General features: G+C 45.3%; 9 protein-coding genes. 7 read left to right on the forward strand and 2 right to left on the reverse strand.

All coding sequences use genetic code 11. The features are described 5' to 3' along the window. Positions 1-30 precede the first annotated feature (30 nt). The 6 genes from prlC (at position 31) to BET10_RS21060 (ending at position 8,691) form a co-directional block, all read left to right on the forward strand. Positions 31-2,076 carry an oligopeptidase A gene (prlC, locus tag BET10_RS03115; RefSeq protein ID WP_070983356.1) on the forward strand — a complete coding sequence of 682 codons (2,046 nt, stop codon included), beginning with the start codon at positions 31-33 and terminating at the stop codon, positions 2,074-2,076. A gap of 123 nt (positions 2,077-2,199) precedes the next feature. Further along, positions 2,200-3,348 carry a response regulator gene (locus BET10_RS03120; RefSeq protein ID WP_070983357.1) on the forward strand — a complete coding sequence of 383 codons (1,149 nt, stop codon included), beginning with the start codon at positions 2,200-2,202 and terminating at the stop codon, positions 3,346-3,348. A 94-nt stretch (positions 3,349-3,442) separates the two neighbouring features. Further along, the gene (locus BET10_RS03125) at positions 3,443-4,210 is read left to right on the forward strand and encodes a class I SAM-dependent methyltransferase (RefSeq protein WP_070983358.1); all 768 of its coding nucleotides are present in this window, start codon (positions 3,443-3,445) and stop codon (positions 4,208-4,210) included. A gap of 141 nt (positions 4,211-4,351) precedes the next feature. Beyond that, on the forward strand, positions 4,352-6,283 hold the full coding sequence (locus BET10_RS03130) for a methyl-accepting chemotaxis protein (protein ID WP_070983359.1): 1,932 nt from the start codon (positions 4,352-4,354) through the stop codon (positions 6,281-6,283). A gap of 111 nt (positions 6,284-6,394) precedes the next feature. Beyond that, positions 6,395-7,000, forward strand: coding sequence for an alpha-ketoglutarate-dependent dioxygenase AlkB (locus tag BET10_RS03135; RefSeq protein WP_070983360.1), 606 nt, complete (start codon positions 6,395-6,397; stop codon positions 6,998-7,000). A gap of 119 nt (positions 7,001-7,119) precedes the next feature. After that, entirely contained in the window at positions 7,120-8,691 is a 1,572-nt protein-coding gene (locus tag BET10_RS21060) for an eCIS core domain-containing protein (RefSeq protein ID WP_083330414.1), read from the forward strand. Between the two features lie 123 nt (positions 8,692-8,814). Here the strand turns inward: BET10_RS21060 and BET10_RS03145 are convergent, their stop codons facing one another. Both BET10_RS03145 and BET10_RS03150 read right to left on the reverse strand, forming a co-directional pair. After that, on the reverse strand, positions 8,815-9,561 hold the full coding sequence (locus BET10_RS03145) for a hypothetical protein (protein ID WP_070983361.1): 747 nt from the start codon (positions 9,559-9,561) through the stop codon (positions 8,815-8,817). Between the two features lie 219 nt (positions 9,562-9,780). Next, positions 9,781-11,901 carry a S8 family peptidase gene (locus tag BET10_RS03150; protein ID WP_070983362.1) on the reverse strand — a complete coding sequence of 707 codons (2,121 nt, stop codon included), beginning with the start codon at positions 11,899-11,901 and terminating at the stop codon, positions 9,781-9,783. A gap of 423 nt (positions 11,902-12,324) precedes the next feature. On the opposite strand from BET10_RS03150, the gene BET10_RS03155 reads away from it, so the two are divergent. Further along, positions 12,325-13,512, forward strand: coding sequence for a BaiN/RdsA family NAD(P)/FAD-dependent oxidoreductase (locus BET10_RS03155; RefSeq protein WP_070983363.1), 1,188 nt, complete (start codon positions 12,325-12,327; stop codon positions 13,510-13,512). The last annotated feature ends 76 nt before the right edge of the window (positions 13,513-13,588 follow it).

Consider the following 13,588-nt stretch of genomic DNA (forward strand, 5'->3'; position numbering starts at 1 on the left):
TAACGCTTAAATAACGATAGAGAAAAGATTATGAGCAACCCATTGATTGGGCTAGAAGGCCTGCCTCCATTTTCAAAGATCAAGCCTGAACACATCGTTCCTGCTCTAAAAGAAGCCATTGCACACTGTCGTGAAACGATTGATGACGTTCTAAAGAACGAGACGTTTACTTGGCAAAACTTAGTCCAGCCATTGGAAGTGTCGGATGATAAGCTGTCTCGTGTATGGTCTCCTGTGTCTCATATGCACTCGGTGGTAAACAGCGAAGAATTACGCCAAGCCTACGATGAATGTTTGCCATTAATGTCTGAGTATTCGACCTATGTTGGTCAACATCAGGGTTTGTATCAAGCGTATAAATCACTTAAAGAGTCGGCTGAGTTTGCACAGTTAACTGTTGCTCAGCAAACTACGATAGACAATCAATTGCGCGATTTTGAGTTATCGGGCATTGGTTTAAGCAAAGACAAACAAAAACGCTTTGGCGAAATTAGCGCTAGGTTGTCTGAGTTATCAGCTAAGTTCGGTAACAACGTGATGGATGCGACGCAAGCTTGGCATAAACATATCACTGACCAAACGCAATTAAGCGGCTTACCAGAGTCGGCATTGGCACTAGCAAAACACACTGCTGAGGCAAAAGGCCTTGAAGGCTGGGTATTTACGCTGGATATTCCTTCATACTTACCGGTTATGACTTACGCAGATAACCGTGAACTACGTGAAGAAGCGTACCGTGCGTTTGCGACTCGCGCATCAGATCAAGGCCCCAATGCTAACGAGTTTGATAACTCAGAGATCATGACTGAAGAATTGGCATTACGTCACGAACTGGCACAACTGTTAGGCTTTGACAGTTATGCGCATGAGTCGTTGGCGATCAAAATGGCAGAATCACCAGAGCAAGTGTTTGCATTTTTAAATGACTTGGCCGACAAATCAAAACCTCAAGCACAAGCCGAGCTGGCTGAGCTAGTTGAATTTGCCAAGCAGCAGCACGGAATTGAACAGCTGCAAGCATGGGATTACGGCTATTATGGTGAAAAGCTAAAACAGGCTAAGTACGCGATTTCTGATGAACTACTACGTCCGTATTTCCCTGCAAACAAGGTATTGAACGGCTTGTTTACCACCGTAAATCGTTTGTTTGGCATAACGGTTACTGAGGTAAAAGAGTTTGATACTTATCACCCTGATGTGCGATTTTTTGCGATTCATGACAAAAAGGGCGAACTTAGAGGTCATTTCTATTTAGACCTATATGCCCGAGAGCATAAACGCGGTGGTGCGTGGATGGGAGATTGTATTTGTCGTATGCGCCATGATGATGGCACGTTGCAAACACCCGTCGCATTTTTAGTCTGTAACTTTAATAAAGCAGTTGGTGATAAGCCTGCGCTGTTTACGCACAATGAAGTGACCACATTATTCCATGAGTTTGGTCATGGTATTCACCATATGTTGACGCAAGTTGATGCAACGGCTGTGTCGGGTATCAATGGGGTTGCGTGGGATGCGGTTGAACTACCGAGTCAATTCTTAGAGAACTGGTGCTTTGAAGAAGAGGCGCTTAACTTTATTTCTGGTCACTATGAGACGGGCGAGCCGCTACCTAAAGAGTTATTAGACAAACTGTTGGCAGCAAAAAATTATCAATCGGCCATGCAAATGCTACGTCAAATTGAATTTAGCTTGTTTGACTTTCATATTCACGCCGATTACAAAGCAGGCCAAGCGTGTCAAATTCAAAACATCTTGAATGCAGTAAGAGAAAAGACTGCGGTGATCAAAGCACCTGAGTTTAACCGCTTTCAACACAGCTTTAGTCATATTTTTGCAGGCGGCTATAGCGCGGGTTACTACTCGTATAAATGGGCGGAAGTGCTCTCGGCAGACGCATTCTCAAAATTTGAAGAAGAGGGAATTTTCAATGCGCAGACTGGTCAGTCGTTCATGGAAAACATCTTGGAGAAAGGCGGTTCTGAAGCGCCAATGGTACTATTTACCCGCTTCAGAGGGCGTGAGCCGCAGGTGGATGCTTTGTTAAGACACTGTGGTATCAACAGTGCAGCTTAAGCTCACTACTGAACAGTAAGTGACAAAAATAAGGCACCATAGGGTGCCTTTGTTTTTTGTCGTTCGCAAAATTGCTATCTAGGTCTATGCTTTTTAAAGAATAGAGCTAATTAGGGCAGCAAAATGAGCAAACTAGTATTAGCGATTGACGATGATAAGTTAGCGCATTGCATCATAGAGGACGCACTTGCTTCATCTTGTCAGTTACTACATGCTAAAAGCGGTGAAGAAGGACTTCGCCTGGCGCGAAAATACCAACCGGATATTATCCTATTAGACGTCGAAATGCCGGGTATGAACGGCTATGAAACCTGTGAAAAGCTAAAGCAATGTGAGCAAACAGCTGACACCCCAGTGATGTTTTTATCAAACAAGGGGGATATCTCGGAGCGTATGCGCGGTTATAACTCAGGTGCATCGGACTATATTGTCAAACCCTTTGCATCACCTGAGTTGTTGGCAAGAATTCAAGTGCTCGATACCTACCGTCAGCAATCTTTACAACTCCAACAAGACATGCAACGTGCTCAAGTTACCGCTGAAATTGCGATGACGGACTCAGGTGATATGGGGCGGATCATGCGTTATGTTGGGCAGTCATATCATGCGCATGACCTGACATCACTCAGTGATTACTTTTTTGAGTTTTTCGTACCACTTAAGCTCGATGTGGCTGTGGTGTTTTGGTATCACGGTAGTGAAGTGTTCTTCGCACACAATGGTGCTATTCAACCCATAGAGCAAGAGCTGTTAGAAAAGCATCGGCACAGCAATCGGTTTGTTGATTTTGGTTGTAGAACCATCATCAATTACCCAAAAGTGTCGTTGTTAGTAAAAAACATGCCTGTTGAAGATTCGGCTTTATATGGCCGTTATAAAGACTTACTGCCACATATTCTTGAAGCAACGAATGCCAAAATAAAAGATATGGAGATAAGCGAAGATGCGTTGAACAAAGTCGAGAGAATTGGGTTAATGTTTGAGGAGCTGAGTGAGCAACTGTATGGTATGGATGAACATCATACGCTAAAAGTTGCTGAGTTTTCTGAACTTGCAAAGCAAATTAAAGAGCAGCTCCCAAGCGAACAGGCGAACACCTTGGATAAGATGCATGAGCACTTTACGTTTTTAGATGATGAACTAACGGTGATCAAAGCTAAGCTCAACGAAGTGGCTCAAGTGCGTTATCAGTTGATTGAAAGCCTCAATAAAATTTCTAAACCTTGGGGTGAAGAAGACGTGGCCTCTCAGGCTGACGTTGAACTGTTCTAGGTGACTCTGCTTTTATCCTTAACAACGTCATTTAGCGGTGTCGTGGCAATTATGCTTTAGGTATACTTAGCACTTCTGAACACAGGAGTTTGCAGTGCTTATTCATACCCCATTTGTTGAAAACCGTCCTTATCTCACTGACCTTGAGCAGCGCTTTGCGTTACCGCAATGGGCAGAGCGCTCTAACAGCTTAGGTCAAACCTTTAAACTCCTGTATGACGAGCAAGGTTTACAACTGCTGAAGGCGGATGAACCTAAACTGGGTGCTGTGCTTGTTGACTTTGTGACGGGGGCGGCGGCACACCGTCGTAAGTTTGGCGGTGGCAAAGGGCAGGCAATTGCTAAAGCGGTGGGTTTAAATAAAGGCGCTACCCCACATGTGTTGGATGCAACCGCAGGTTTGGGTCGGGACGCGTTTGTGTTAGCAGCACTCGGTTGTAAAGTAACCCTGCATGAACGCCACCCAGTGGTTGCTGCGCTGTTGTATGATGGTTTGCAACGCGCCTATCAAGACGCAGAGATTGGCGATTGGATGCAGCAAAACATGCAAATGGAGTTTGGTTCTAGCCACGCTTTGCTTACCAGCACTGAATTACAACCCGATGTTGTTTATCTCGATCCAATGTTTCCTCACCGTGAAAAGTCGGCATTGGTTAAAAAGGAGATGAGGGTTTTTCAAGATCTCGTCGGTGCCGATGAAGATGCCGATAATTTATTGGAATTTGCTTACCAATTAGCGACCAAAAGAGTGGTTGTTAAGCGCCCTGATTATGCACCTTTCTTAAACGATAAAACCCCTAGCATGCAAATAAAAACTAAGAAAAACAGATTTGATGTTTACGTAAAAGCAGCAATGAAATAGCCGTATAGATGTTTGTTGTTGATAAAATATACGCTAAAAGTATGGTTTTTATATCGCTTGTTTAATTTTTGGGTAATTTACATCAAATTGTCATAAAAGAGTAATACTGTACACGCGCTTAAATATAGAAGGGTTGTGGTTATGCGTGTTTCGTCGTTTACTCGGTTATTGGCAATTTTGTTGGCTTCCGCCAGTGTGTTTTTAGCTGCCGTATTGGTGTGGGCCTCTCAGGTGCTCAGCTCGCTCGATAGCCAAAACATGGCATATACCCAGCTTAAAAATACCATTTTGATAGATTTAGAAGGCAATATAGAAGATTACCTAGGCTCAGGAGATGGCCAATATCTAAATCATGCCTCTGAACTGATAGACAGAATCAAACAGCAGCAACTCGACGCACTACCCGATGCGCTTAATGAGCGAATGCAAAATCAACTCGGCCAGCTCGATAAAGACATCAATGGTAAGTATCGTGCTTTGGGCAAACTATCGGGCAACGAAATGGCGTTACTGGATAATGCCTTACGACAAATGGCTGGGTCCGCTTCATCGCTTATCAATTATACGCTAAAGGCACCGCAGCACCCGCTGGCATCGCAATACCATGCTCTAGCATCAGATTATTATTCGCAGGTCAGCAACTTGAGTATTTATACGTACCAGTTGGTGATGAGCTTTGATTTGGCGACTGAAAAGAACTTACAGCAAACCGTTTATCGGTTGCAGCAATTATCCGATGAGATCAGCCAATTAGACAACTTGGGCGTGATGTCTGAGGTGGATGAAGACGAGTTGTTTTTAGGGGCAGAGGTCGAAGATTTAGCGGAAGAGATCAAAGCTGAGCTGAACAGTTGGCCAAACCGGTTTGAAAGAGATCTGCGCTCAACCCTAACGCAAGCGAAAAAGCGCCAATCGGGCATTCGTGGTTTGCGAGATGATATGAAACAAGTTTCTAATGTGATGCTCGGTGCAGAGCAACAACTTAAACAACAACAAGATGTGTTGTCAGAACGCGTGTTGATCATCTTTGGGGTTGCCATTGGATTGCTGGCATTACTGGCGCTAGGTGTGTATTTGGTGCAGCGTAATCAGGTGCTTCAACCGCTGCGTTATCTGCGCGATGGCTTCGCCGATTTAATCGAAAGTAACGAGCTTAAAACCATTAAAAGTAAGAGCACCAATACTGAGTTGGGCGAAATTGCCACCTACTTTAATCAGTTGATAGAACGACAACGCGCAGAGGCGCAAGAGCGTGAACAAATGCTCAGTGTGATCAACGAGTTTATGCAGCAAATGAGCGATCATTTAGCCAAGATCAGCACGCAATCTGATACCACTTACACACGGGTTGAACAAACACAAAGCATGTTAGAGCAGGTTAAAACATTAGGAAATGAAGCCAGTGATATCAACTCACAGGTATCTGATAACGCGAACCAAACGTTTAATGCGATGACGCAAAGTGTGAGCTTTGCCGATGCCATGCTTAACGCCAGCTCTAAAAACCAACAACGGGTGGAAGAAGGGTTAGCCAGCCTGAATGAGCTACTAAACGGCGTGGCGGATGTGGGTAAAGTGATTGAAATTATCCGTAATATTGCAGAGCAAACGAACCTGTTGGCACTGAACGCTGCGATAGAATCGGCACGGGCGGGCGAGCATGGTCGTGGTTTTGCGGTGGTGGCCGATGAGGTGCGCAAACTGGCACAGCAAACCCAAGACTCATTGACTGATATTAACTCACAGTTGAATATTCTAGGAGATAACTCTAGTCGCGTGTCTACTCAGATCTCAGCCTTGGCAGAAGATGCCGAGCTGCAAACCCATCACGCACAAGAGCTGAAAAAGAACTCAGAAGGTGTGGCTCAAAGCGCACAAAACGCTAACCAAGTGGCCACGCATGCCATGGAAATTGCGCAGCAACAAAGCGGTCTACTCGATAACTTCAGTGATGAAATGGACCAAATGAAGGCGCAAGTGAACAGCTCAAGTCAACAGGTGTGTGATATTCAAGCGCGCCTGCAAGAACAAATGCAACAGATCAAGCACAGTCTGGGGCTAGCCACACATTAGCTGCAAAGCGCCTGATATCTAATAAATACAGGGCAAAATAAGGATGTACTTTGCTTTGTATAACACTTAGCGCTAGATTAACGATGAATGGATCATCATAAGGAATACATCGTGAAACTAGCGCTTAGCCGTGACGCCCACTACTACTCACAATTTATGTCTCCTCAGCAATCTCAAGCCATCTTTGATTGGATCACGTCTAACTTCGACCTGAGTGAACCTGAGAAAGTGACTATGCCTGACGGTCATGAAGTCAGTATCTGGCCGTGGAAAATGATATTTGTTGAGCCGACACTAGTGGACCCCGCGGTATTTCCAAAGCACCATGGCAGGCGAGTTCCTTGGCCGCCAATTCTGGCTGAACTACAGCAACAAATAGCAAAGCGCACTGGGGTAGAGTTCAGTGTCGGGGTGTGTTTGTATTACCCTGATGGTGAAGAAGCGCTGGGGTTTCATTGCGACTTGCCCGCCTTTGGTCCGACGGATGTGATAGCGTCTATCAGTTTGGGGGCCGAGCGAGAGTTTTTAATTCGTGAACAACAAAACCCAGATGAACAACACAGTATTACACTCGAAGATGGCTCGCTACTGGTTATGGGCAAAGGGTTTCAGGATGAATATGAACACGCTGTAGCCAAAGGCGATAAACAAACGGGCCCTAGGTTTAACATTTCATTTCGCCAATTTAGGTGGCCTAACATACCTGCCAGTTCTTAACTGAGTGAGCATTGTAAGCGTGTGTAATGTGATAAAGGTGCGGATGGCTTTTTAAACGATTGCACAGATGAAGCTGTGCAATATATAGTTAAGAGCAGAGAATAGCGAAAGGAATTGGCATGTACTCACATCAGCAACAAGCTAAGAAGCAACAGATTAACACTGCTCAAAAACGCGAAAAATCAGGCAAAGCCGTGCTTGAAGATAATCGTGCACACGCCAGTTCAATAACACAACTAAAAGCTCGCTCTGAGCCTGTACCACGTAGTGGCTCGAAACAAGTCAACCATAGCTCGGGTTTACCTCAGCAGCTTAAATCAGGGATTGAACAACTATCTGGTTATGCGATGGATGATGTTAAGGTGCATTATAACTCATCTAAACCTGCTCAATTAAACGCTCATGCATATGCGCAGGGGAGTGACATTCATGTTGCATCAGGACAAGAAAAACATTTACCCCATGAGGCGTGGCATGTTGTACAGCAAAAGCAGGGACGTGTTACACCAACAATACAAGCTAAAGTGAATATTAACGATGATATTGGGTTAGAACGAGAAGCCGATGTCATGGGGGCGAAGGCCGCGTCTATTGGTAGTTCGGTGGCGCAACATATGCCCATGATGGTAACAGCCCCTAAAACAGGCAGTATGGGTGACGTTGCACAGTTGGCATTATTGACTGCAAACCCGCAAACGGGCCCCGCGAAACTGCAAGCTGAAAAACATAATGGACCTGACTTATACATGTGGAATCCAACTCAGCGCGCGGGTGAAGAACCTTCTGATGTAATCGGGCCGACCAATTTATTCTCTGGCTGGGGTGGTGCTGAATTGACTAGCGCTACGTTCCATCGCGCCCATGCTTATGGCAAACAGTTTGGCGGAGCAGGTGGTCCTGGAAACGTTGCTTGGTGGTCAGGTATTAGCGAAGATGAGTGGACCCCAGAAGAAGACCGAATTCGAGGCGACAACAACGCCGGTCATGCAGCGAATTGGCGACCAGGAGAGGGAGAGAAAGGGGACTATGAAGTTACTCGTAACTTACTGGCAACGCAGGCCATTAGAGGCAAGTTCGAGCTGAGTTTAGTGAATGCTTGCAAATGGGGGTTAGATAAAGCGCGGGGGCCCTTTCAAGCATTGCTACCAACATTGGCTGATGACGCTCAACGAGATGCAGCTGAGAACGCAAGGACTTGGGCGCTTGGTAACATTAATAATGCCATTAAGCGCTTGCTCGATAAGATCAATATTGACGCCGCTGCCGATCTTATCATCAAAGATATGAATATTTCCTACACCATCACAACTGCCGGTGTTAACCCCGGTTCTGCGCGTAAGGACATCAATAAAAAAGTCGATAATACTTTAGGAATTGATGACTTTGGCCTAGTCAATGACAACCAGAAAGTATGGAATGCGCTGGTGAGTTATTCCGGGGTATTTGCAAAGGGAAAACAAGATCTGACTAACCTTTTATGCAAGAAGTTAGCAGCACCACAGCCGAGCGAAGCCATAAAAACGCAGTTAAAGCAGCAAGCGGTAGCTGAGCTTAAAGCTGGCAAAGAGGCAGCTTACGTACCACCAGATACCGATGTTAATCCATTATATGGGAAAAAATTAGCCGATTGGCGAAAAGCGCATCCTGCAATTAAGTTAGGTCCTGTAAAAGATGGCTGGGCACAGGTGTAACCCCAAAGCGTACCTGCAACAAAGCAAAAGTGCGTCTATCGTTTTTAGCGAGTTAGGTAATTAGGTCAAATACGAGGGGAGCGCTACAATAAGTGCGCGCCACCCTGCTGATATAATGGAGCCTTAGAAGTAACTCACGCTTAACTCTTTACGTTGTTGCAGCTCGTTGATGTGCCAAACTTCTACGACACGGGTAGTGCCCCCAGTGCTTTTACAAATGACTTCATTGACCAACACGCTGCTTCGAGCATCGTACTTAGCTTCACCTTGAATGCTTAATACATCACTATAAAAGCCGGAATTATGGCGTTGACTTAATAGCTTAGGCGTTTGCCCCACAGGCGTTGCAGCGTGGCAGAACCCATCAGGCTCGCCATTATCGATATTCAATAGTGCTTGATAGCTCACGTCCTGAAAATAACCCGGTCCAAAACCATTTGAGTCGCGCCAGTTTGCTACAGACAATTGGCTGTTTAAATTAACCTGAGGTGCGGAGGCTAATTTATGCCGTAATGTTTGGCGCTGTCCTTGTTCATCAGTGCATTGCGCCTGTACATACTTGGCGGTTGTTTCATAACCTTGAGGCAGTGTTCCCCATAAGGTTTTGTTGTTTACTGTGAGTGTGGTGATGAGTGAATCATTGTTTTGATCGTACACCGCCGCAAACTGACAGGGTGTGGGGTTAGTAAAGTGTGGTGTGTAGATGCTTAAATCATAGGCCGAACTAGATTGCGTCACCATGGCATCAATTGGTGCATTTTGATAGTAGGTTACGCGTCCTGCATTGCCATCGGTATCGTAAATAACTTGGCTTGCATGTGCACCGACACTGACCAATCCCGTGATGAGTAATAAAGCTGTTTTATTCATTATCTTTTCCTTGTTAAAGAATAGTTGAGCCAAGTGCTCAACAGCTACATTAGGGTCTTATTTTTATTTTTGAAAGTGAATTTTTCTATTTTAGGGTCGTAGTGGGGATGACTTTATGTGAAGGTAATAAAAAATCGGCCACAATTTTCATCGTGGCCGATTGGGTGTTTACAACAGTATTAAATACTGTAGTTATGACTTGCTGGGGGAACTCTCAGCTTATGGCTTGTACTGTGCGTCCAGTGTTAAGCCAGAGAATGAGCTATAAGCGTAAAGGCTGATGTTCCATGTGCCTGCCGCTGGGCTTGAGAAAGTACAAATCTCAGAGTTACCGTTGTTCCAAGAACGACAGTCGTAGCTTGATGCGCTAGGCTGACCACCTTGTTTAACGTATAGGTCTGCATCGCCAGAACCGCCGCTTGTTGTAATCGTGAAGCTGTTCATACCTGCTGGTACGTCGATTGTGTAGTGTTTCCACTGACCACGAGTACCTGATAGGTTAGTTTCAGTTGCGCCGCCGCCTACAGGAGAAGTCGTGCCACCTGTAATATCAGCTTGTAGGCTCACTTGTGAGTACGAAGAGTAGCCATTAAGCATTACCCAGTACTGACCTTGAGTTGGGTTATCAATCGTACACGTTTCAGAGTTACCGCCTTTGTACGGACGACATTCCCAGCTGCTTAGTGTTGGTTTAGAACCTGCTTTAACATAAAGGTCTGCATCACCTGAACCACCGCTCATCGCAACAGTTAGCTTGCTTGCGCCCGCTGGTACGTCAACGTAGTAGAATGCTTGACTGTCTTTTGCACCGCTAAGACCTGTTTTCGCTACGCCATCTTCTAGTTGATCATCGCCTGTAGGTGGGTCAATGATGTCACCTTTCGCTTTTGCCACAGCTGCTGCTGCGTCAACAATACCTGTACCACAGCTTGTACATGTTGCAGGGAAGCTACGTGTCGTGGTTTTAAGGATGTCTTCAACTTCATCAGGCGTTGCAGTTGGTTTAGCTTGCTTGATTAGTGCAGCTACACCCGCTACGTGTGGTGCCGCCATTGACGTACCTTGTGAGTAGTGGTAGCTGTCTGACTGAGGCGCATCGCTGCCAGAGTTGTGTGTAGACAGTACACCTTCAGAGTCATTAGCAAAGCTTTGTGCGCCACCTGGAGCCGCTACATCGATAGATGTACCGTAGTTTGAGTAGTAAGCACGACCACCGTTACGACCAACAGAAGCTACGTTAACAATACCAGCACAGTTACCTGGGTTGTAGTTGTTTGCATTGTCGTTGTCGTTACCCGCTGCGATAACAATAACAGAACCGTTAGCACGCGCTTGGTTAATAGCGTTTTGTGTTGTAGAGCTACAAGCACCGCTGCCACCTAAACTCATGTTGATAACATCAGCAGGGTTTGCGTTTGCAGGTACACCTGATACAGAACCACCAGATGCCCAGATGATGCCATCAGCGATATCAGACGTTAAACCACCACATTTACCAAGTACACGCACTGGCACTACTTTTGCGTCGTAAGCAACACCGGCAACACCTTCACCGTTGTTAGTTACCGCTGCAACAGTACCTGCTACGTGCGTACCGTGCCAGCTAGAGCTACGAGCGCTGTGTGTGTAACCACATTCGTTTGCAGACACAGCATCACCTGGGTCACGCGCATCGCTATCACGAAGGCCGCCGTCGTTTGCTACGTCTAAGTTAGAGATCATGTCGTAACCTGGGAGGATGTTAGCGTTTAGATCTGCGTGTGGACGGTAACCAGTATCAAGAACTGCAACTGTTACACCAGCACCTGTTGCACTGTCCCATGCTGTTGGTAGGTTTAGACCACCGTTTGCTTCAAAGTAGTGCCACTGATCGCTGTAACGCGGGTCATTAGGCGTTGCGAATGGTTGTAGCATTTGGTCGATTTCAATGTATTCAACGTTACCAGACGCTGCAATTTCTTGCATGAATGAGTTCGCTTCAGCAGCTGATAGCTTCTTATCAACACGCATTACGTGGTGGTTGCTAAGCGCCATAGGGCGAACATATTGTGTTTTTACATTTGATTTTTTGCTCTGAAAACCTTGCACGAAGTTTTCAGCTTGCGCTCTCAATGCTGCAGGTGACATTTCCGCACCTGAAGACATCAACATTTGGTCGTTATTCTTGTACTTGATGATGAATTGAGTGCCGAAGTTACCTTGATGCTGCAACTTTGCTGATGTTTGCGCAAAGTTAACGTTCTGAACTGTGAATTCTGGATTAGCAAAAGCGGTATTTGCTGTGAACAGTGTGGTCATTGCAAGTGACAATGCACCTAATTTGAACTGAGTTGTTGTCATAAGATCCCCTGACATGTTGTATTTTTGTTTTAACTAGTGCACACAAGTGCAATCTAGACGTTACAGAACGTAAAGTTACGGTTAACTTTTTAAAAGAACTGTTTTGTTATTTACATTGATAAAATTGTTATAAGCGGATGGCTATATGACATTTTGGTTACATTAACTGGTTGTTTTAAAAGCTTTTACTCTACTTTTTTACAAGGGTGTGAAATACAGGCTTGTTATGTAAATGAATGTAAATGTAGCTATGTTTTTGCTCAGTTGGTAAAAAAATGTTCAATCATTCATAAGTTTTTAACTATTTTATGTGTTTGTTTTTTGTTCAGGTGAGTGGCGTATTATTTGGTTTTTAAGTACTTATTCTGATCTGGCCGATAATGCAGGTATAATGGGCTGAGATGTTGGTAAGTTGAGAGAAGCATGTCACAGTTTGATGTTGTAATTATTGGTGCGGGTGCCGCAGGGTTAATGTGTGCGGCGCAGGCTGGCTACCGTGGGCGCTCAGTTGCAGTGCTTGATATGGGCAAAAAGCCGGGCCGAAAAATCCTGATAAGTGGCGGTGGTCGCTGCAATTTTACCAACGAAGGTGCCTCACCCAGTAATTACTTATGTGGCAATCCACACTTTGTAAAATCCTGTTTGAGCCGTTACACCCAGCATGACTTTATTGAGCTGGTGGACCGCCATGGCTTGGCCTATCACCACAAAACTTTGGGGCAGTTATTTTGTGACAACAGCGCCCAAGATATTGTTGATATCCTAACAACAGAGTGCGACTGGGCTGGTGTACAGCTATTTTTACGTAATGAAGTGCTTGGTGTACAAAGTAAAGAACAGGGCGGTTATATCGTCACCACCAATGAACAGACTTTTGAGTGTGAGTCTTTGGTGGTTGCCGCAGGTGGACTCACCATGCCTAAATTGGGTGCTACGCCTATCGGCTATAAAATCGCCGAACAATTTGGCCTAAAAGTACTACCAACCATGGCTGCATTGGTGCCGTTTACATTACATGAGCATGATAAAGTACGATTTGATGGTTTATCAGGCGTAAGCATTCCTTGTGAAGTGAGCAGCGAGTGCGGTACACAGTTTAAAGAAAACATTCTGTTTACACACCGTGGGCTCTCTGGCCCCGCCATATTGCAAATATCGTCATTTTGGCGAGCAGGGCAGGCAGTCACCATCAACTTATTACCAGAGCTAAACCTGAACGACACCATTCATCAATGGCGTAGTGAAAGTGGTAGTAAATCACTGAAAAACGCCCTCGGCACAATCTTACCTAAACGTTTTGTAGAAATTTTAATCGCAGAGCAAGCCATTCCCGACAAGGCTCTAAACCAGCTTACCCACGGCGAAATAGACGCCATAGCCAACTATCTCCACAACTGGCAAATAAAGCCCAACGGCACAGAAGGCTACCGCACTGCAGAGGTTACACTCGGCGGCGTAGACACCGATGAACTCAGCTCAAAAACCTTCGAAGCCAAAAAACAAAAGGGGTTGTACTTTATCGGCGAAGTCACCGACGTCACCGGTTGGCTAGGCGGCTACAACTTCCAATACGCCTGGAGCTGCGGCTTTGCGGCAGGGCAAGTGGTTTAGGTGTGAATTGACAATTTAGATTGCACACATCCCTTAAAGTTTGCACTAAATGAAGAGTGTTTGACGTGGAAAAGCT

This window comes from Pseudoalteromonas amylolytica, assembly GCF_001854605.1.
GTDB lineage: Bacteria > Pseudomonadota > Gammaproteobacteria > Enterobacterales > Alteromonadaceae > Pseudoalteromonas > Pseudoalteromonas amylolytica.

Excerpts from the sequence above, each read along its gene's own strand:
- prlC (WP_070983356.1), top strand. The coding sequence starts at position 31 with ATGAGCAACCCATTGATTGGGCTAGAAGGCCTGCCTCCATTTTCAAAG.
- BET10_RS03120 (WP_070983357.1), top strand. The coding sequence starts at position 2,200 with ATGAGCAAACTAGTATTAGCGATTGACGATGATAAGTTAGCGCATTGC.
- BET10_RS03130 (WP_070983359.1), top strand. The coding sequence starts at position 4,352 with ATGCGTGTTTCGTCGTTTACTCGGTTATTGGCAATTTTGTTGGCTTCC.
- BET10_RS21060 (WP_083330414.1), top strand. The coding sequence starts at position 7,120 with ATGTACTCACATCAGCAACAAGCTAAGAAGCAACAGATTAACACTGCT.
- BET10_RS03145 (WP_070983361.1), bottom strand. The coding sequence starts at position 9,561 with ATGAATAAAACAGCTTTATTACTCATCACGGGATTGGTCAGTGTCGGT.
- BET10_RS03150 (WP_070983362.1), bottom strand. The coding sequence starts at position 11,901 with ATGACAACAACTCAGTTCAAATTAGGTGCATTGTCACTTGCAATGACC.
- BET10_RS03155 (WP_070983363.1), top strand. The coding sequence starts at position 12,325 with ATGTCACAGTTTGATGTTGTAATTATTGGTGCGGGTGCCGCAGGGTTA.